Origin of the sequence: Clostridium beijerinckii, from assembly GCF_008705175.1 — a bacterium.
Taxonomy (GTDB): domain Bacteria; phylum Bacillota; class Clostridia; order Clostridiales; family Clostridiaceae; genus Clostridium; species Clostridium beijerinckii.
In genome coordinates this window covers 4,078,553-4,098,647 of sequence record NZ_CP043998.1, presented here as the reverse complement: position 1 = coordinate 4,098,647, position 20,095 = coordinate 4,078,553, and the positions used below count along the sequence as shown (strand labels likewise).

Sequence of the window (20,095 nt, the reverse complement as noted above, 5' to 3'; positions counted from 1 at the left end):
TAATAGATTTACATATGAATCATTTTATAACTTATTATATGTTTATAGGAGAATAGTTTCAAATATAAATATGTACTATTAAAACTGTTTTATAGTACATATGTAAATATTTAGAGGAAGCAAGAGGTTTAAGTGGAACAAGTTTGATTACTATAACAAGTTATTTTTACGTTTTTCATCATAAAATTTTTTCCTTTCTTCGTTAATAATTTGGACTGAGTCAGGAGATGAATACCTTTCTATTTTAAAATGAATAAGGTCTAAATTTTCATTGAGTTCATTTATTTGATTTAAAATTACTTCTTGATGTTCTAAAAGTAATTCTTTTCGTGAATCTATGGTGCTAGTACCTTCCATGCAGAAATCAATATACTTTTTTATATCCTTAAGTTGCATGCCAGTATTCTTTAGACAGCAAATTGTTCTAAACAGACTTACGTCTGATTCAGTAAAAACTCTGTTTCCAGACTTATTTCTCATGACAAATGGTAGAAGTCCTTCTTTGTCATAAAAACGAATTGTATATATAGAAATTCCAAACATTTTTGATATATCTTTTATTGTATAAGTCAATTTTAAAATCCCCTTTAAAATTTATTGAAAAAAGCTTGACCTAGAGATATCTCTAGGTATTAACATGAGTATAAATCATAGGAAATTAAATTTCAAGTAACTTATACCTTCTTGGATTAATATTAAAACTGATGACTAAGGAAATACTGTCTTTGAAATATAAGTAGCGGTATAAATAATGAGATATTAATTTCTAAATGGTTAATAAATATTTAAAGGAGAGGTTTTTATGAACCCAAATAATAAAATTGCATTAGTTACAGGTGGAAGTCGTGGAATTGGCAGAAATTCTGCAATATCATTATCTAAAAAAGGAATAGATGTAATTATCACTTACAATAATCAAAAAGAAAAAGCAGATGAAGTTGTAAAAGAAATTGAAGCAAATGGTGGTAAAGCTGCTGCTATTCAGCTTGATGTAAGTAATATATCTTCCTTTGATTCCTTTGCATATAAGTTATCAGATGTTTTAAAGGATAAATGGAATAGAGAGCAGTTTGATTTTTTAATTAATAATGCTGGGATCTCAAATCACACTCCTATTTTAGAAGTTACAGAAGAGGAATTTGACAAAATAGTTAATATACACTTTAAAGGAGTTTTCTTTTTGACACAAAAACTAATTCCGCTTATTGCTGACAAAGGTGGAATTGTGAACACTTCAACAGGATTAACTCGCTTTACATTCCCAGGTTCTGGACTTTATGCTTCTGCAAAAGGTGCAGTAGAAGTTTTTTCTAGATATTTAGCTGTAGAATTAGGAGCTAGAGGTATAAGAGTGAATACTATAGCGCCTGGAGCTGTTAACACTGAATTTAGTGGAGATACTTATATTAAAAATCCAGGTTTGAAAGATATTGTTGGTTCTCATGCTGCACTAGGAAGAATTGGAGAAGCTTCTGATATTGGAGGTGTTGTCGCTAGTCTATGCACGGATGAAATGGGATGGGTTACAGGTCAACGTATTGAAGCATCTGGCGGTACTTTACTATAATTAAAAGATACTATTCTTGATCAACAAGAGATTATAAGCTTGCGTTGATTAAGAGTGTATATATGGATTCTAGAAATCCATAGTTACTCCGTTGGCATCTGTTTCGCTAAATACCGATGTAAAAGCTACAGATAATAATACTCTGATTGGACTAAAATCTATATTATGAGATTTTAGATAAAAGGAGTAATATGCGTTGACTAATTTGAAAAGTAAAGTGGCGCTGGTAACCTTTCGACACTTGATATTACGGAAGAACAATTTGGCAAATAAACATGCGGAAATATGTTTTAAAACCATATAATATATAATTCTAGTTGCTTAGGCAACTGGTATCACTATAATTTTATAATAGTTAAAAAATTAGTAGCTATCCATGAGTAATCATTGGGCTACTATTTTTTTGTTTGGAGTGATGAAGTCCAATTTGGGCTAATAACTTGATTGATAGTCATTGTTATAGATGGTAAATTCGTGAATTAACAGTAGATTGGATATACTCTAATTTCATTACTACATTTGATAAATAGCATGGGGTTTAATTAAATTTATGGTATTATATAGTATATGAGAAAATATTGGAGGAAATAAAATTGAAAAATATTATTATCATCGCCAAAGTAATAGTAGGGGCTAGACCAAATCCCTTTGGAATGGATGGAGGATTAAATATTTTTAAAAAATCTCTTTCTGAAACTCTGAAAGAAAAGTTAAATCAAAAATTGAAAGAAAAAAATATGGATTATAAAGTTCATGTTGATTCTACATATGATGACCTAAAAAATTTAATTCAGGATGAAGATACATTACTCTTAATATCTCCATATATAAAAGACAAGGTTGATATAGATGGTATAAATAAAAACAATTATTATATATTAAGAGAGACAGAGTTTAATGATGGATATGTAGAAGATATTATCACCTACCTAGAAAATAAAAAACGTTGAATGGTAAATTAGGTAGACTATTAATAATGATAGGCTCAATTTAGGGGAGTTATCCCAAGGATCTAAATATATAGTAGAAGAAAAATACAAAATTTGTAAGAATAAAAAATTGACGTATAGCTTAAGCATAACGTAAGTGATAAAATGAACCTACCAGAAAAGTCATATATTCTGGTGGGTAAAATTTTATATAGAAATATAGATATCCAATTCAATAATCAGACTTATTAGATGAATATATTTACGAATTTTCTAAAACTTTGAGTTCATATCTTCACTAGAAATCATAAATATATTTGTGGAGAAAACATTTGAAAATGAGCTGTTAAAGGTTCTTAGCTGTAGGTTGTTCCATTTTAGCTTGTCAAACTGAAAGTTGGAGCATGCTAAAGTGGATACAACCTGCTGCTTAGAACTTTCAGCGATATTTTCATAGCTTTTCGGAATCAAAATATTTATGATTTCGGTAAGTTACCACATAAATTTAGTTTTAAAGCTGTATATCTATAGTTATTGAATATTAAAATCTTTTCTCACCAATTCAATAAATAAAGACATTGCAGGGCTGATCCACTTATTCTTGTGATGAGCATATATTGCTGTGATTTTAGCATTTAAGTCGCCTGCTTTGAGTTCTTTTAATTTACCATTTTCAAGCTCCTCCTCTATTGTAAAACGAGGTAAAAACGAAATTCCAAGATTACTTGCAACACATTTTTTTATCGCCTCAATGCTGCCAAGTTCGATTGTGTTATCTAGGAATATATTTTTATCAAAAAAATAACTTTCAAGTATTTTTCGATAAATGGATTCAACTTCATTGATGATAAGGCTTGTATTTATTTTTTGGTTAGGGGTACTGAAATCTAATTTTTCTTGTTCAAATTGAGGGGAGCATACTAAAGCTACATCAAAATCAGAAAGCTTCACAGCATTTAAACTTTCATTTTTACTTCCCACATTATACATCAAGCCAAGGTCTATTTCACCACTGGCTAACATATTTTTTATGTCATAGCAATTGAGCGCAACCATAGAAAGTCTTACATTAGGGGCTTTTTCCTTAAACATAGCTAATACATTTTGTAATTTATAAGACATTAAAGATTCTGCAACAGCAATTTTTAATTCGCCTGTGATGTTATCGCCATATTTACCAATGCTTTCAATCTTTTTCACTGTATTAAGTAATTCATCGGCGTATGGTATTAATTCTTTTCCTAAAGGAGTTAATACCATATTACGCCCAATTTTTTCGAATAATTTTATTGAGAGTTCATGCTCTAGTTGCTGAATTTGTGAGGTAACAGTAGATTGAGTATACCCTAATTTCATTGCTGCATTTGAAAAATTACCCTCTTCTATAATACTTTTAAAAGTTTTGAAATGTCTTATATCCATTAATTTCACTCCGATCTTTATGTTAATTCAATGATATATTGAAAAAATCGAATTGTCAATTCGAATATATCAATTTTACAAATATATAATCATCTGATAATATAAAGTCATAGAGCAGCTGCAAATTAAACTATTAAGTTTTATGAACATTATTAAATAATTAATGCGAATAAATTTTTTATATCAAAATTTGTTAAAAAAATAACAAATAAACTTTTCAATATGGGAGGAATAAGAAATGAAAGATGTAGTAATAGTAAGTGCAGTAAGAACTGCAATTGGAGCTTATGGGAAGACTTTAAAGGATGTACCAGCAGTTGAATTAGGTGCAATAGTAATAAAAGAAGCTGTTAAAAGAGCAAATATTAAACCAGAGGAAATTAATGAAGTTATCTTTGGAAATGTGCTTCAAGCAGGCCTTGGACAAAACCCAGCAAGGCAAGCAGCTGTGAAAGCTGGACTACCTGTAGAAATACCTGCATTTACAATTAATAAGGTTTGTGGCTCAGGATTAAGAGCTATAAGTTTAGCAGCACAAATTATAAAAGCTGGTGATGCTGATGCTATCGTAGTAGGTGGTATGGAAAACATGTCTAGTGCACCATTTTTACTTGATAATGCAAGATGGGGACAAAGAATGGGACATGGAGAATTCATTGATGAAATGATAAAAGATGGTTTATGGGATGCATTCAATGATTATCATATGGGAGTAACAGCAGAAAACGTAGCTGAGAAATGGAATGTAACAAGAGAAGAACAAGACGAGTTTTCACTTTTGTCACAACAAAAAGCTGAAAAAGCTATCAAGAGTGGAGAATTCAAAGATGAAATAGTTCCTGTAGTAATTAAAACTAAAAAAGGTGAAATAATATTTGATCAAGATGAATTCCCTAGGTTTGGCAATACTATAGAAGCATTAAAAAAACTTAAACCTATTTTTAAAGAAAATGGTACAGTTACAGCAGGTAATGCATCTGGATTAAATGATGGAGCAGCAGCATTAGTAATTATGAGTGCAGATAAAGCTAAAGCTCTAGGGATAAAGCCACTTGCTAAAATCACTTCTTATGGATCAGCAGGATTAGACCCAGCAATAATGGGATATGGTGCATTTTATGCAACAAAAGCTGCCTTAGATAAAATCAATTTAAAAGCTGAGGATTTAGATTTAATCGAAGCAAATGAAGCCTATGCATCACAAAGTATAGCAATAGCTAGAGATTTAAACTTAGATATGAATAAAGTAAATGTTAATGGGGGAGCCATAGCTCTTGGACATCCTATTGGTGCATCTGGAGCACGTATTTTAGTAACTTTGCTACATGCTATGGAAAAAAGAGATGCAAAAAAAGGACTTGCAACATTGTGCATTGGTGGAGGTCAAGGAACTGCCTTAATAGTTGAAAGAGAATAATTATAATCATTAATTAGGATATGTGAAATAAATAACAAACAAGCATACTATATATGTTGCAATAATAAATTTACATTTATTATTCTAGTAAACACAGAGTTCAATAAAGAGTTAAATATAGAAATTAAATTGCAACATATATAATTTATTATCTTTTTACCTAACTTAAGAAAGGGTGTAGAGAAAATGACTTTATTAGCAGATAAAATAAAAAGTGCAGCATTAAATTTAGGATATGAAAAGTGTGGAATCATTAAAATATCTGATATAGATGGCTATAAAGAAAGACTTGATGAACGGGTTGAACGTGTTCCAGAGTCCAAAGGTTTTTATCAAGGTCAATATCGTTTTACACAATTGCAAGATACTTATCCTTGGGCAAAATCAATTGTAATATGTGTAAGAAGATATGGCAAATATCATATTCCAGAACATTTAAAAGGCATGATTGCAAAATACTATTTGGTTGATGCAAGAAAAGATAAGAATTCTAAAGATTTTCAAGATAGCGTAAAATTTGAAGAATATATGCAAGAGTTAGGGCTTAGAGCAGAAACTGAAAGAGGTTTTGGCCTTGTACCACTACGCTTTGCAGCTATGAAAGCTGGACTTGGAATAGTTCGAAAGAATAATTTCTTTTATACTGAAAATGGCTCATCAGTGTATTTGGATGCATGGCTTATTGATAAGGAATTAGAAGCAGTAGAAATACCAAATGTAAGACCTTGTTCTGATAAATGCAATCTATGTATAAAGGCATGCCCTTCAGCTTCATTATCAAAACCATATACAATGAATCCTATAGCATGTGTATCTTGTATAACTACATTTATGGGAAGAGATATGACTAATGAAAAATATAGAGAAGAAATAGGAAATTGGGTTTATGGATGTGATGCTTGCCAAGATGCATGCCCTATGAATAAAAATCGTTGGCAGGAAACAGAAGAATTTCCTAATCTGCAGGAGTTAAGTGAACAAATATCTCTAGAAAAAATAATCAAAATGGATTATAAATTTTTAGAAGAAGTTATGCAGCCTAAGTTTTGGTATATAGATAAATCAAGTGTTTGGAAATGGAAAGTTAATGCTATTAATGTAATGGTAAATGACTATAAAGAGCAATATAAAGAACATATACTGTATGCTTGTAATGATAGTAATTCAAAGGTACGAGAAATGGCAGAGTGGGCAATTGAAAAATTGAACTTAAAATAATTTTTTAAAACCAAAGAAGTTATTTAATGATGGTCGCTTACACTGTTACTACTCAATAAATGTGCATAAGTTAAGTTTACTTTATAAATTGCAATTTAATAATATATTTAAGTAATGGAGGAGAACCAAGTCCGGATTGTGGATGTGGTTCTCCTTCTTATTATTTTGTTTATGCAAGAAAATTTATGATAAATGTTGTGAATATAAAGATTTATATATTGCAAAACTAATTCTTTATCATAATTCTAAGAATATTACAAGAATTTTAGCCGTAATTGTAAAATGTGCATCGTGAATTGCATTATATATAAATTTTACTAAATTGTAGTTGAGAAAAGGCAATAATGTAGTGAGATTTTTTATATTATGGTTCAGTAAAGTGCAACAAAGTATAACAAAATACAATAAAATACTTGACATAAGTAAAAAGAATTATTATAATTTTACCATAGATCAATTTTGAAAGGGTAGATTTTTTATGGAGAATCAATTTTATACAATAGATAAAGTAGCAGAAATATTAGGCATGCATCATAAAACTATTAGAAAGTTTATAACAGAAGGAAAACTTGCTGCAAGTAAAGTGGGAAAGCAATGGAGAATTTCTGGTCATGATTTAAGTCTTTTTATGGAAAAGAATAATGTTAATATAAATAATAAAAAAGCAAGTGATGAATCAAGTATTGATTTTCTTACTAATGGAGAAGTTAAAGAAACCGAAAAACAAAAAATAAATGTATCTACTGTTGTTGATATAAATGATGTGGATAAAGAACAATACTTTAGAATATCAAATACGCTTATAGCAGTAATGAATTGTAAAGACCCTAAAATGGGGAAATCAACAATTAATATGAAATATGATGAAAAAGAAAACAGGCTAAGGGTTTTATTATGGGGGAATGTAAGCTTCATTGAAGAAATGCTAAAATCTATTTCTATGCTTGTGGAACAAACTAATATATAGAGGAGAGTGAATGTTTTGAATTATAAAGTGGTAAATAAAAATAATGTTAAATATATAGAATTTGCTTCTGAAGTATGGAAACTTTCTTCAGAGCAAGATGTGGTGGATTGTATATCTATTTGTATGGAAAATGACGTTTATACAATTATGTTTCATTCAAATGTATTATCTGAAGATTTTTTCAATCTTAAGACTAGGATTGCGGGTATGGCGTTGCAAAAATTTATAAATTATCACGTGAAAGTCGCAGTTATTATAGAAAATGAAGAAAAACTTAATGATAGATTTAAAGAAATGATCATGGAATCTAACAAAGGAAACAATTTTAGAACTTTTAAGGACACTGCAGAAGCTGAAAGTTGGATTTCGAAATTATGATACTAAGGAGAAAATAGATGGAGATGGGCAAAGTATTTAAAACAAATGAAGGAAAAAATGATGTTATAAAATTTTATGATAAATTCCTTCAAAAATTGGCACTATCATATGAAAAGTTTTATGTAGATACGAAATATGGAAAGACGTTTATTATAGCTAGCGGTGAAAAAAGTAATCCACCTCTTATATTACTGCATGGCAGTGGCATGAATTCTGTAATGTGGTTAAGAGATATAAAGGAGTATTCTAAAACTTACAGAGTGTATGCTATAGATATGTTGGGTGAGCCTGGGAAAAGTGATGAAAACCGTCCTTCATTAAGTGGGTCTTCTTATGCAGAATGGCTTAAGGAGGTTTTTGAAAATTTATCAGTTGAAAGAGCAAATATTATTGGGATTTCATTAGGGGCATGGCTGGCAATAAAGTTTTCAGTAAGTTATCCAGAAATGGCATCTAAACTTGTATTGCTTTGCCCCTCTGGCGTAGGCCCACAAAAGAAATCTTTCATTTTTAAAGCTATTGCTTATGGGATTTTGGGAGAAAAAGGCATAGATAAATTATATTATAAAGTTAATGGAAATCAGCCGATACCAGAAGAAATGTTAAAATATCAAAAGCTTATAGGAAAGAGCTTCAATTATAGAAAAGAGACAATTCCTATATTTTCTGATAATGAATTAAAGCTATTAACCATGCCAACAGTGTTATTTGTGGGAGCAAAGGATATAATGTTACATTCAGATAAGACTGCAAGACGTTTAGGTAATTTACTTCCACATGCGCAAATAAATATTTCACCTAAGGCTGGACATTCAAATGTTAATGATGTAAATAAGATAATAGAATGGTTTAATTTTAGTGATCAATAAATATTTTATTACATTAAAAATGAAGCAGGTGTATTTATATATATAATAATAATGAATATAAGAATACAAGTATTATAAAAAAACTTAAATTAGATTGAAAAAGTAAATATAAGCAAAAAGGCTCAGGGATTTAAACCTAGAGTCTTTTTATTTTAACCCTATAGATAGGCAAACTGCAACTTAGAATTAAATGAAAACAGTAATGATGAATTTTATTAAAAAATAATAAGAAATCTTAGGTTTGCTACGGAATATTTAAAGAAATATGACTTGCGGGAGCAAATTTGACCATGTATAGAGATGTTTTTCCAATAATATAAAGAATGATTTTAAAATAACAAAATATTTCATGAAAACCAATGATGATAATAATACGAATTTTGATGAAAAGATGGTATAATAATATTATTAGGTAAAAAATTGTATAAAATATGAATTTAGGATCGATATTAAAGAGGATTAATCATCTTAAGTTCAAGTATTAATTATATTAAAGGGGGATATTATGAGAAGTATAAAAACAAAATTAACAGTATTCTTTGGGCTGATAATAGGAATTGCATGTATTGGATTAGGCATAGTTTCTGTTATAAGCTCATTAAATGGATTAAAGTCAAATTTAAATAAGACTTTACCTAAAATTGCAGAGCAAACTGCAAGTAATATTCAAGGAAGAATTGAGGGAGAATTAAATTCACTAGAGGCTATTGCTGCAAGACCTGATATAAATAATCCTAATAGCTTATTACAAGATAAATTATCGATTCTTTCAGGTGAAGTTAAAAGGACTGGTTGTAATAGACTAAGTTATATAGATAAAGATGGAAATCTTATAAATACATTAGGATTAACATCTAATGTAAAAGATAGGGAATATTTCAAGAAAGCTATGAGTGGTACAAAGAGCGTATCAGATCCGCTAATAAATAAAACTGATGGAACTCTTCTAGTTATATATGCGGTTCCCATTAAATACAATAATGAGATTGTAGGAGTATTAGCGGAATCACAAGATGGTAATGACTTAAGTGATTTAACAGATCAAGTTAAGTTTGGGCAAACAGGCGCTTCATTTATGATAAATAACAGTGGAGTAGTAATAGCCCATAAAAATAGGGACTTAGTTACTCAAATGTATAATGGAATTGAGGCAGCAGAAAAGGATGCTAATTTACAGGGGTTAGCAAATATTGAAAGGAAAATGATCTCTGGAGAAACAGGATTGGGCGAATATCAATATGAAGGTGTAGATAAGTTTGTAAGCTATGCTCCAGTAAAAGAAACTAATTGGTCTGTAGGGGTAACAATAACAAAAAATGAAATACTATCAGAATTAAGCACTTTGGAAATTTCAGTTGCGATATCATCCATAGTATTCATATTAATTGGACTTGGTATAATATACATAATTTCAAATAGTATATCTAAAGGAATAAAGTCTACATCAAAGCACTTGGAATTACTAGCAGAAGGTAATTTATGTGAAGAAGTTTCTACTAGGTATTTGAATTCAAAAGATGAAATCGGTGTTATGACTAATGCAATGAAATCAATGCAAGAATCTTTAGGAACAATGATTAAAAAAATGAAAGAAAATTCTTCAAATATTAATTCACAATCAGAAAATCTAGCATCGATATCAGAAGAGATAGCAAGCGTATCACATAATGTTGCAGAAGCAATATCTGAAGTTGCGAAAGGGACAAGCAATCAATCTGAAGAGTTAATAAATATAACAGATATTCTTGATGAATTTAGTAATAAGTTATCGAGAATGGTTAAAGAGATACAAGTTGTAGATTCGAATTCTAGAGAAATAAGTTTAATGGCAAATGATAGCAGTAGCGAAATGAAAGGATTAAATCAATCAGTAATAAATGTAAGTAATTCATTTAAAGAGTTTTATAGTAAAGTTATATCGCTTGGAAAAGACATAAACGAAATAAATGAGATTACAAGCCTTATAAATAGTATTGCAGAACAAACAGATTTATTGGCACTAAATGCGGCTATTGAAGCGGCTAGGGCAGGAGAAGCAGGAAGAGGATTTTCAGTAGTTGCTGATGAAATAAGAAAGCTTGCTGAACAATCAAAAGAATCATCTGAAAATATTAGTAAATTAATAAGTTTAATATCTAACAATGCTGATATTATAGTTCAGGAATCGACTACTATGGATGATGAAATGAGAAATCAAGGTAAAATTATAGATAATTCAATAGCATCTTTCAAGAAAATAATACAAGCAGTGGATGAAGTGATTCCTAAAATTGAAACAGTTAAAAGTTCTGCTGATAACATAGAAAATGATAAGAATGCCATTTTGAATAGAATAAATGGATTATCTTCAATTTCAGTAGAAGTCTCGGCATCAGCAGAAGAAATTTCAGCATCATCAGAGGAAGTGAATGCTTCAACAGAAGAAGTAGCATCTTCTGCACAAATGCTTAGTGATATGACTAATGAAATGATAGAAGAAGCAAATAAATTTAAAGTTTAGAATAAAGAATTCTAATAGTATATAATAGAATCTGAATTTGAGAAATCTATCTCTAAAGTTTTAAACACTTTGTTCATAGAATGAATCATTAAGATGTTCTTGAGTCTCTTAAATTAATAGACGCAAGAAATTATATATTTGATAATAATTTAATATTCTTAATAAAATGAAGCCTCACTATAATTTGGATACTATAGTGAGGCTTCATTTGTTTCAGTAATTATTATATGCTTAGATTTAGATTATAGATTTGATATATTTACTTGGATAATTGGATTTCATCTCCAACAGTAAATGCATTAATTAAACTTATGGTTGGGTCATAGTTTATTTGAGTATTTACATCTTTTTTTACATTACTAAATTCTACAATATAACCTAAAGAATCACTTGAGTCTCTGTAGAAAGTAGTGCGTTCGTTACCGTCGTAATAATCATGATCATAATAATCTTTTTTACTATTCTCATCTTTATAATCCATAAACAAACTACTTGCAAGTAATAAACTTTCTTTTTCATTTACTCCTTTTAGATAAACTTTTACGCTATTATCGTCTCTTTGAATATTATAGATTTCGCCTTTACTTCCATCAGAAAAATCAAAAGTCTTGGCATAACTTACATTATTGATAGTTTGCATGTCTTTATCATTATGTTCTTCTTTATATAAGTTTTTTTGATCCTTTGAGTTAATAGTAAAGCTTATAGGTATTAAGCTTATAGATGTTTGATCTTTTATTTTTTCATAAGTTGCTCCTTCTGCTTGATAAGTAGTTACTATTGACCTGTCATTTTCATCACTGCTAGATGAATAGCTGTTAGAATGTCTCAACGAATACATTTTATCTCCAGCTTTTAAGATAAAGGAATGTTCGGTTAATACATCATTATTTCGCATTAAAGAAGTTTCTTCCGGTTCAGTGAAAGAAAGATGAGTGCCCAAAATATCGGATTCTAACTTATTAAATGTAGAATCAAATTGAGGAATTTTAATTGAATAATCCTTTTCCATTGAATTTTTTAATGAGTCTGAAAAATCAACGTTTGCATCTAATCCAACATTAACCTTGTATTTTTGCATTACGACATCAATTCTTAAAGGACCTTTTTCAGGTAATGCAGATTTATTAAATCTATCTTCAATGGTTATAACTAATGTCTTGTCATCTGGATGCCTAAATGACGTACTTCCACCATTAAATTTATTTTCGCCATAGTTTAATAAAACATTTGCTGTTTCTCTGTCATCTTTATCAAAAGGCGTTGGGGTCTGTATTGTGATTGTAGCTTTGAGTTTATTTTTTGTCCCAACAACACTATTTAGAGTTATTTTGACTCCATTTTGCTCAACAGAATTGTTATTTCCAATTAATCCAGAGTTAACTGCATAGGACGATTGGGCTTGTACATTATCAACAGCAAAGGCAGGCATTTGAATAAGTCCGATCATTAAAGCAGCTCCAATCATGGAACTTAATAACTTATTTGTTTTTTTGTTTATCATAAAATCTCCTCACTTTAATAATTTTTTGTATTGATATAATTTTCCATAAATTCAATATAGAGTTCATTAATTTGATGTTTTTATTTCATCACTCATTTTGTACGTACTAATTTCTTTTAGCATATAACTAATATTTAAAGCAGCAGCTTTATCTTTTTCAACATTATCAAATTCTACAATGTAGCCAAGGGAATCTTTTGGATCTTTATAAAAGCTTGCAAACTTATTGTAATTATAAATAGTAGTATACTTTTGTCCCTTAACATGATTGTAGTTTAAAGAAATATTGCTTGCTATAATTAAACTTTCTAACTCAGACTGTCCTTTGCAATATACCTTTACACTATTATCATTTCTTTCAACATTATATATTGTACCTTTCAATCCGCTAGAAGAGCTGAACTCTTTTTCATAACTTAAGTTGTTTGCAGAATCATTGGTAATGTTTTTATTACTACTATCGGATATCATATCAGAGTCATCCATTGATACTTTATAAAGTATTGGAATTATACTTATATCCTTTCCGTTTTTTACAATATCATAAACTGGCAATTTAGATGTATAATGCCCAATAATTGTTCCGTCGTCTCTAATGCTATCGCCTTTAGAGCCTAATTTATAAAAATTATTATCAACTTTTAATAATATTTGTGAATCCCAAAAATCATTATTGTTATCAATATCAGCCTCATTTTGTTTAGGCTCAGTATAACTTATGGTTGTCCCCATGGAATCTGAATCTAATTGTTTCAAAGTATAATTAATTTCAGGTATTGTGCCTGAAATATTTTTAGTAAATACTTTATTAATAGAATTAGTGAAATCTACAGGTATATCCATGCCAATATTAACTTTGTAATTTGAAAGAACTACATCAACTCTTAAGTTTCCACTTTCAGGATATTCACCTTCATAATTAGTTTTTTCTAAGGTTAAAAACATAGTTTTATCATCTGCATATTGTCTAGAAGAGGTAGAGTTAAAGCCGTAATCTTTGTCACCATATGATACTTCAAAAAGCGAATTATTATGTTCAATTGCTTTAGGATCAGTGATTCCTTCAATTTTAAGAGTTACTTTTAAATTATGTTTTGTAGATAGTGCACTATTAACAGTCACCTTAATCCCATTTTCTTCTGAACTTTTATTTATAGTTATAGAATAATCTTTAATTGATGTAGCTGTATTATCTGTATAAGTAGCACTCGCGCTAGTGGTTGTAGCAGTAGCGGGTGCCGTTGTTGCTATAGTATCATCAGCAAAAGCTGACGTATAAGTTATACCGGAAGCTAACATAAATGTCATGATTCCAAATATATGACCAAGGGTTTTGATCAATTTTTTATTTATCATAAATATCTATCTCCTTTACTATAGTTTGTATGTAAAACTTTGTAAGAAATTTTGTCTTCAATGGTATTGTATACCATTTCTTCAAAATTTTCATCTTAAATTTACCATAATTCTCATAGTGAGCAACTAGAAAATAATAGATCAATATGCTACTCTATTTATTATTTATAGATAGATGTTAATTTAGATAAAATTACGGATATCACTGGTATAAATTGAAGGGATAAAAATTTTTTCTAAAAATGAACCAATTAATAACTTAATGTCTCTAATATATAGATGCATCGATAAGAATCGAAGGGAGAGAGCAAAGTGTCTGAAGAAGAACTTGTCATAAAAATCCAGTCTGGTGATATGAACGCATTAGGTGAATTGTTTGAAATATATAAAAATGAATCATTCAAATACTCATATCTTATTACAGGTAGCAAGTATACAAGTGAAGATATTGTACAAGAAGCATTTATAAGCTGTTATAAAAATATAAAAAGTCTTAAAAATCCTGAATTTTTTAAATCATGGTTTTTTAAAATGCTTACGAGAATTGCGTGGAGATATGCGAAAAAAGATAAAAAATCACTGCCAGTTGATAACATTTTTGAAAAATTAGATGAAAAAAATATTGATACTTCTATAGAGCAATATTTAAGAAAAGAGCAAAATAATAATCTTTATGCAGAAATTGAAAAGCTTGATTTAAAACAAAAAACAGTAATAGTTCTATATTATTTTAATGGTCTTACAGTTAGCGAAATTGCAAAAGTAATGGGCTGCTTTGAAGGAACGGTCAAATCCAGGCTTCATAGTGCAAGAAAAAAATTAAAAAGCAGTTTAATTAAATGTAACGATGAATATAATCATAGAAATTTAAAGAGGGTGGGACTTGATGGATAAAAATTTTGATGAAAATATAGATCAAAAAATTAGAGGAGCCTTAATTCATAAAGCAGATGATGCTTCAATATCTGAAAATATGTTTTTCAGAATTAGAAATGAAATATTAAAAGATAAAGATAATAAAGGAGTTTTTACTATGAAACATAAATTATTAAATCCAAAGACATTCATAATTGCAGGAATGGTCATTATTGCAACAACCGTAACATGTGTTGCAGCAACTAATCTTTCTGGAATATTTGGTTCATCATCTCATCTAACTGAAATTAGAACTTTTCCAAGTAAAGATAAAGTAAACGAGACTGTTGGATTTACCCCTAAATATGTTGAATCCTTTAATAATGGATTTAAATTTGATACATTTAATTATGTAAACAATGAAGTCCGTAATGAAAAAGGAGATGCTACTGAAAAATACAAAAGCGCAGATTTTGATTATAAAAAAGATGGTTCTAAAAAGGGCCAAATTTTATCCATGTCAGCTGAAAAAACAGATGACAAATCTTTTTATGGAAACATGCCAAAAAATGCTTCTGAAGTAGAATATAATGGAGTTAAAATCATATATACTAGTAGTCAATACAAATCAGTTCCAGAAGGATATAAACCAACAGACGAAGAAAAAGATTTACAAGATAAAGGGCTTCTTGAAATTGGATATGGAAGTGAAAAAGATGAAATAAAGGTTAGTCAAAATCAATCAGTTATGTGGTATGAAGATGGACTATCTTATTGCATTATTAATATGGATTATACTGAACTAAGCAAGGATGACATGATCAATATGGCAAAGGAAGTTATAGGATAAAAATAAGATCTGAGGAATTACACGACGGGCTTTGCTTAGTGAATGTGTAAAGATAGGCTACATTGTGGATATAAATTCCAAAATGTAGCCTGGTTTATTTCAATATATTATTTTGAAATTTCTTTATTCTTTATATAATCCTCCCACCAAATAGTTAATTCATAAAGTAATGGTAACAGATTTCTTCCTTTATCAGTTAAGGTGTATTCTACTCTTACAGGCATTTCATTATATTGATTTCTAATAATTAATTCATCATTCTCGAGTTCACGTAATGAATTTGCTAGCATTGTATTTGTTATTCCTGATACGTCTCTTTTTAATTGATTAAAGCGACATACGTCTTTTCTTAGTAACTGCCCTAATATATTCAGTTTCCATTTGCCTCCGATTACTTCCAATGCATCTTTTATAGGGCATTTTTCATTAAAATCTGATTCTCTCACTATATTTAAATATTTCTCTAATTCTTGTTTGCTTGCCATATCTAATCCTCCTAGGTAAGAAAAATAATACCTAATCATTAAATTCTGCGTTCTTGTTAATATAAATTTATTTAAGTACAATAATTATACCAAGTACTTTTATTTGAGTAAATATCAAATGAAGGAGAATAAATATGGTAAGTAGATAGTTAATCTAATTTAAGAAATATTTGTATTTAAAAGGAGAGATATTAAATGTCAAAAGTAGTTATTTTTAATGCTAGTCCAAGAAAGAATGGGTATAATTCAAAATTATTAGAACAAGTAGCAAAAGGTGCTGAGTCTAAAGGTGCTGAGATTATAGAATTTAATTTAAACGATGCTGGAATTCGTGGATGTCAAAGCTGCTTCTATTGTCGTACCCATGATGGTTGTGCTATTAATGATTATCTTAAACCAATGTATGAGGCTATTAATGAAGCAGATGCCATTGTATTTGGTTCTCCAATCTACTACTATCAAATTACAGGTCAAGCAAAAGTTTGGTTAGACCGTACATTTCCATTGATCGACCATGATGGAAACACCATTACACCTAGACATCCAGGTAAAAAGGTAGTAACAATATTTACTCAAGCTAATTCAAATCCTGAAGTAGGTGCAGAAGGTATTAAATATGTTACTAATATCTTCAACACATATGGCTGGAAATCAGAGGATAATATTCATGTTTGTGGAGCTGAACTTGTTCCTGATTTAACAGCGTTAGAGGAGTTATCTTTAAGAGCATTTAAGGCTGGGGAAAATCTAGTTGGATAAAATCCTATAAAAATATTATAGATAATATAGGAAATCAATATAAAATTTATAAAAAATAAAGCGTAATGAAGATAGAACATTTAGAGATAATTGTTCTATCTTTTTTTAATATTTAAACATAAATATTAAAAAGTCTTTTTTAATGTATCAAATTGCTTAAAGAATTCCATTATTTCTTGGAGCGGTTTTTGCTGTCCACTTAGAAACCATTTTCGCCAAACAGCATAAACGCCTGCTGACATGAAAGTTGTCCAGTATTCACCACTATCAGGAGCATAAAATTTGTTTATTTCTTCTATAAAAATCTGCTGAATAATTGGTTCATATCCACGGTCAACAGATGAAAGTAAATCATCACTAAAGGTACTGAAAAACTTTAATTGGATATCAAATTTATCAGAGAAGGATGGATTTTGATGAATCGTATAAAATACAGCTGCAATCTTTGGTTGATAATACTCATACAAAATCTGCTCGAGATCGTTAAAATTTCGGTAAAAAGCTATGCGGCTTACACCTGCCCGTTTACAAACTTGTGAAACTGTTAATTCTGATAATTTTTCTGTTGCAAGCAACTGCAGCATAGCTATTGTTATAAAATCCTTTGTATCTTTTTTGATTGCTTGTGAGTGATTTGTTGCTGCCATTACAATACCTCCCTTATTGTCACATATGATCGTTTATGTGTTGATTTCATCTTGATAATAGTATATTCTAATTGCACAGAGGTTACAAGTGAAACTTTAGTGAGGGGGATTTATTATGGAAAAAGAATTAGTTTTAGTAACAGGCGGAAGTGGCTTCATTGCCGTACACATAATATTAAAGCTTTTGAAACGGGGATATCGAGTTCGTACAACACTTCGTACATTGTCACGCCAAGATGAGGTTAAGTCAATGCTTGCAAAAGGCGGAGAAGTTGATTTTGAAAATCTTGAGTTTATACAGACAGATTTGACAAGTGATATAAACTGGATAGAGGCTGTAACTGATGCAAATTATGTTATTCATGTGGCATCACCAACACCAGCCACACGTCCTGATGATGGTGATGAAATGGTGAAAATGGCAGTTGATGGTACACTGCGAGTAATGAAGGCAGCGAAAGCGGCAGGTGTTAAACGTGTAGTCCTAACTTCTGCTTCAGGGGCAGTGCTTTCAGGCCATAAATCTCATCCGGAAATTTTCACAGAGGAAGATTGGACTGACTTGTCAGGCAATATTGATGCATACCAACGTTCAAAAACTATGGCAGAGCTTGCAGCTTGGGAATTTGCAAAGAAAGAGAATATTGAACTCTCAGCTGTTAATCCTGTGGCGGTCATGGGACCTGTACTTGGACAGGATTTTTCTCACTCTAATCAAATTATTCGTGCGATGCTAAAGGGGGATATGCCATTCCTCTTAAATATTGGATTTGATTACGTTGATGTGAGAGATGTTGCAGAATTACATTTGCTTGCGATGACATGTCCAGAAGCAGCTGGAGAGCGATTTATTGCTACTACGGGTGAAAATTTGACATATAAAAAGGAAGCGAAAATTCTGCAGAGATATTTAGGAAGTAAAGCAAAGAAAGTATCGATTAAGGCATTGCCGGATTTTATGATTAAATTTATGGCGATTTTTAAAAAGGATCTACGTATGCCAGCAACGTTTTTAGGACAAAGCACAGCTTGTAGCAACGCAAAAGCTAAAAAGTTACTTGGCTGGCAGCCAAGATCAGCAGAAGAAGCAATCGTGGCAACTGCAAAAAGTATGATTGAACTTGGATTAATTGATAAATAGACATTAAAATTATACTAAGTTTCTCTATATATCAGGCAATCATTAAGTGTCTTCCCTTAAGCAAAAATAGCACTTGACAGCGACACGGTGAATAGTATCGTAAATAAAGACGAAAAAACAGCCCAGAAGCAATATATTACAATGCTTCTGGGCTGCTTTATATTAAGGAATATTGGTGATAAGCAGAAAGGACCGATACTTGAGTTACAAAAAAGAGGCATCAAGCTTTTCAGGCAGGTTTTATTACAAGTATAATATTCATGGTGATAGGAATTATTCCAGCTTTGTTTCTAACCAACAAGGTGATGGAGGACAACAAAATATCAGCAATGACCGACAATGAATCAGAATAAAAAAGATGAGTTCTATTATTTGTTGATGTTATGGAGAACTGCATCATAAGCGAATAATAAAGCAGAGAATGTTTGATATTAAGATTACTTTTTTATTAAATGCAACTTTTGGTTGTCAACTGTGTTATATTTAGGTGGTAGAAATATGATAATATTGTAAGTATACTAATACCAGGAGGGATTAAACTATGAGTTTTCAGGAACAATTGCAAACACTTAGAAAAGCAAAAGGTCTATCGCAAGAAAAATTGGCTGAATTCTTGGGTATATCAAGACAATCAGTTGCAAAATGGGAAGTTGGGCAGTCCTATCCCGATATAGCTAGATTAATTGCATTAAGTGAGTTCTTTAAAGTAAGCATTGATAAATTAGTCAATGATTATGAAGAAAATTGTAGGTTATCAATAGAAGAAAATAAAGTTAATAATATAAATAGAAATATAATTGATTTTCTATGTAGGGCTAAAAAAGCTACGTATGCTGGAAATGGTGGAGAGTGTAAATCTTCAAGACCAAATTCGCATGATTTAGAATATGTAGAAGGAAACTTAAAATATATTGATACCTATTTAGGTGGAGAAAAATTTTCAGGGGAAGAAGGTTTGTGGCAAGATGATATTCCATTTTGGTCAATGAATTATACTGGAAGAGTTTTGGATGAAAGATTTTCAGGTAGTTTTTTAAAGGAAGCTTTGAGTTTAGTAACTGAAGAGAATCCATATAGAGGTCCTATTATTTATCAAAATGGACAGTATAAATATCATTGCATTATAAATGGTGAATTTAAGTGGTTTCAAGGGCATGAGGAAATATATTTTGGTAATGTTAAAGTTTATGAATGTTATTTTCATGGAGGATCAATTAAATAGTTAAAACAA

Annotated in this window: 19 protein-coding genes; 13 read left to right on the top strand and 6 right to left on the bottom strand. The window is 30.0% G+C overall.

Going from position 1 to position 20,095, the window contains the following annotated elements; all coding sequences use genetic code 11:
* Positions 1–150: 150 nt before the first annotated feature.
* On the bottom strand, positions 151–573 hold the full coding sequence (locus F3K33_RS18500; protein WP_012059804.1) for a MerR family transcriptional regulator: 423 nt from the start codon (positions 571–573) through the stop codon (positions 151–153).
* A 229-nt stretch (positions 574–802) separates the two neighbouring features.
* Between F3K33_RS18500 and F3K33_RS18495 the strand changes: the two genes are divergently transcribed.
* Positions 803–1,567, top strand: a complete 765-nt coding sequence (locus tag F3K33_RS18495) for an SDR family NAD(P)-dependent oxidoreductase (RefSeq protein ID WP_039770045.1) — start codon at positions 803–805, stop codon at positions 1,565–1,567.
* Positions 1,568–2,160: 593 nt separating this feature from the next.
* A complete protein-coding gene (locus tag F3K33_RS18490) occupies positions 2,161–2,517 on the top strand; it encodes a hypothetical protein (protein WP_039770043.1) in 357 nt (118 codons plus the stop codon).
* 510 nt (positions 2,518–3,027) lie between these two features.
* Here F3K33_RS18490 and F3K33_RS18485 read toward each other — a convergent pair.
* Positions 3,028–3,918: a LysR family transcriptional regulator gene (locus F3K33_RS18485; protein ID WP_039771609.1), complete on the bottom strand. Its 891-nt coding sequence runs from the start codon at positions 3,916–3,918 to the stop codon at positions 3,028–3,030.
* A gap of 238 nt (positions 3,919–4,156) precedes the next feature.
* Here F3K33_RS18485 and F3K33_RS18480 point away from each other — a divergent pair, with 238 nt between their 5' ends.
* The 6 genes from F3K33_RS18480 to F3K33_RS18455 all read left to right on the top strand — a co-directional run bounded on the left by F3K33_RS18480 (position 4,157) and on the right by F3K33_RS18455 (position 11,267).
* Positions 4,157–5,335, top strand: coding sequence for an acetyl-CoA C-acetyltransferase (locus tag F3K33_RS18480; protein ID WP_017210352.1), 1,179 nt, complete (start codon positions 4,157–4,159; stop codon positions 5,333–5,335).
* Between the two features lie 186 nt (positions 5,336–5,521).
* Complete coding sequence (locus F3K33_RS18475) at positions 5,522–6,553, top strand: epoxyqueuosine reductase (protein ID WP_012059799.1); 1,032 nt, start codon at positions 5,522–5,524, stop codon at positions 6,551–6,553.
* A 478-nt stretch (positions 6,554–7,031) separates the two neighbouring features.
* On the top strand, positions 7,032–7,520 hold the full coding sequence (locus F3K33_RS18470; RefSeq protein ID WP_039771611.1) for a helix-turn-helix domain-containing protein: 489 nt from the start codon (positions 7,032–7,034) through the stop codon (positions 7,518–7,520).
* A gap of 15 nt (positions 7,521–7,535) precedes the next feature.
* Positions 7,536–7,898 (top strand): DUF4180 domain-containing protein, encoded by a 363-nt coding sequence (locus F3K33_RS18465; RefSeq protein ID WP_012059797.1) that lies wholly within the window; start codon positions 7,536–7,538, stop codon positions 7,896–7,898.
* A gap of 17 nt (positions 7,899–7,915) precedes the next feature.
* Positions 7,916–8,767, top strand: coding sequence for an alpha/beta fold hydrolase (locus F3K33_RS18460; RefSeq protein ID WP_012059796.1), 852 nt, complete (start codon positions 7,916–7,918; stop codon positions 8,765–8,767).
* A 505-nt stretch (positions 8,768–9,272) separates the two neighbouring features.
* Positions 9,273–11,267: a methyl-accepting chemotaxis protein gene (locus F3K33_RS18455; RefSeq protein WP_039771614.1), complete on the top strand. Its 1,995-nt coding sequence runs from the start codon at positions 9,273–9,275 to the stop codon at positions 11,265–11,267.
* 259 nt (positions 11,268–11,526) lie between these two features.
* Here F3K33_RS18455 and F3K33_RS18450 read toward each other — a convergent pair whose 3' ends face one another.
* Together F3K33_RS18450 and F3K33_RS18445 are read right to left on the bottom strand one after the other, a co-directional pair.
* On the bottom strand, positions 11,527–12,771 hold the full coding sequence (locus F3K33_RS18450; RefSeq protein WP_039771615.1) for a DUF4179 domain-containing protein: 1,245 nt from the start codon (positions 12,769–12,771) through the stop codon (positions 11,527–11,529).
* Between the two features lie 66 nt (positions 12,772–12,837).
* Positions 12,838–14,127, bottom strand: coding sequence for a DUF4179 domain-containing protein (locus F3K33_RS18445; RefSeq protein ID WP_039771617.1), 1,290 nt, complete (start codon positions 14,125–14,127; stop codon positions 12,838–12,840).
* A 312-nt stretch (positions 14,128–14,439) separates the two neighbouring features.
* Between F3K33_RS18445 and F3K33_RS18440 the strand changes: the two genes are divergently transcribed.
* Entirely contained in the window at positions 14,440–15,021 is a 582-nt protein-coding gene (locus F3K33_RS18440) for an RNA polymerase sigma factor (protein WP_012059792.1), read from the top strand.
* Positions 15,014–15,832, top strand: coding sequence for a hypothetical protein (locus F3K33_RS18435; protein WP_039771619.1), 819 nt, complete (start codon positions 15,014–15,016; stop codon positions 15,830–15,832). Before F3K33_RS18440 ends, F3K33_RS18435 begins: the two co-directional genes overlap by 8 nt.
* 107 nt (positions 15,833–15,939) lie before the next feature.
* Here F3K33_RS18435 and F3K33_RS18430 read toward each other — a convergent pair whose 3' ends face one another.
* Positions 15,940–16,317, bottom strand: coding sequence for a winged helix-turn-helix transcriptional regulator (locus F3K33_RS18430; protein ID WP_023974155.1), 378 nt, complete (start codon positions 16,315–16,317; stop codon positions 15,940–15,942).
* Positions 16,318–16,512: 195 nt separating this feature from the next.
* On the opposite strand from F3K33_RS18430, the gene F3K33_RS18425 reads away from it, so the two are divergent.
* Entirely contained in the window at positions 16,513–17,076 is a 564-nt protein-coding gene (locus F3K33_RS18425; protein ID WP_039771622.1) for a flavodoxin family protein, read from the top strand.
* Between the two features lie 125 nt (positions 17,077–17,201).
* On the opposite strand, the gene F3K33_RS18420 is transcribed toward F3K33_RS18425, so the two are convergent.
* On the bottom strand, positions 17,202–17,723 hold the full coding sequence (locus tag F3K33_RS18420; RefSeq protein WP_039771624.1) for a TetR/AcrR family transcriptional regulator: 522 nt from the start codon (positions 17,721–17,723) through the stop codon (positions 17,202–17,204).
* Positions 17,724–17,838: 115 nt separating this feature from the next.
* On the opposite strand from F3K33_RS18420, the gene F3K33_RS18415 reads away from it, so the two are divergent.
* Together F3K33_RS18415 and F3K33_RS18410 are read left to right on the top strand one after the other, a co-directional pair.
* A complete protein-coding gene (locus F3K33_RS18415; protein ID WP_039771625.1) occupies positions 17,839–18,864 on the top strand; it encodes an SDR family oxidoreductase in 1,026 nt (341 codons plus the stop codon).
* 541 nt (positions 18,865–19,405) lie between these two features.
* A complete protein-coding gene (locus F3K33_RS18410; RefSeq protein WP_039771627.1) occupies positions 19,406–20,086 on the top strand; it encodes a DUF5680 domain-containing protein in 681 nt (226 codons plus the stop codon).
* Positions 20,087–20,095: the final 9 nt, after the last annotated feature.

Bases quoted from the DNA above. Each gene is read 5' to 3' on its own strand.
- F3K33_RS18495 (WP_039770045.1), top strand. From the start codon at position 803: ATGAACCCAAATAATAAAATTGCATTAGTTACAGGTGGAAGTCGTGGA.
- F3K33_RS18485 (WP_039771609.1), bottom strand. From the start codon at position 3,918: ATGGATATAAGACATTTCAAAACTTTTAAAAGTATTATAGAAGAGGGT.
- F3K33_RS18480 (WP_017210352.1), top strand. From the start codon at position 4,157: ATGAAAGATGTAGTAATAGTAAGTGCAGTAAGAACTGCAATTGGAGCT.
- F3K33_RS18475 (WP_012059799.1), top strand. From the start codon at position 5,522: ATGACTTTATTAGCAGATAAAATAAAAAGTGCAGCATTAAATTTAGGA.
- F3K33_RS18470 (WP_039771611.1), top strand. From the start codon at position 7,032: ATGGAGAATCAATTTTATACAATAGATAAAGTAGCAGAAATATTAGGC.
- F3K33_RS18460 (WP_012059796.1), top strand. From the start codon at position 7,916: ATGGAGATGGGCAAAGTATTTAAAACAAATGAAGGAAAAAATGATGTT.
- F3K33_RS18455 (WP_039771614.1), top strand. From the start codon at position 9,273: ATGAGAAGTATAAAAACAAAATTAACAGTATTCTTTGGGCTGATAATA.
- F3K33_RS18450 (WP_039771615.1), bottom strand. From the start codon at position 12,771: ATGATAAACAAAAAAACAAATAAGTTATTAAGTTCCATGATTGGAGCT.
- F3K33_RS18445 (WP_039771617.1), bottom strand. From the start codon at position 14,127: ATGATAAATAAAAAATTGATCAAAACCCTTGGTCATATATTTGGAATC.
- F3K33_RS18435 (WP_039771619.1), top strand. From the start codon at position 15,014: ATGGATAAAAATTTTGATGAAAATATAGATCAAAAAATTAGAGGAGCC.
- F3K33_RS18430 (WP_023974155.1), bottom strand. From the start codon at position 16,317: ATGGCAAGCAAACAAGAATTAGAGAAATATTTAAATATAGTGAGAGAA.
- F3K33_RS18425 (WP_039771622.1), top strand. From the start codon at position 16,513: ATGTCAAAAGTAGTTATTTTTAATGCTAGTCCAAGAAAGAATGGGTAT.
- F3K33_RS18420 (WP_039771624.1), bottom strand. From the start codon at position 17,723: ATGGCAGCAACAAATCACTCACAAGCAATCAAAAAAGATACAAAGGAT.
- F3K33_RS18415 (WP_039771625.1), top strand. From the start codon at position 17,839: ATGGAAAAAGAATTAGTTTTAGTAACAGGCGGAAGTGGCTTCATTGCC.
- F3K33_RS18410 (WP_039771627.1), top strand. From the start codon at position 19,406: ATGAGTTTTCAGGAACAATTGCAAACACTTAGAAAAGCAAAAGGTCTA.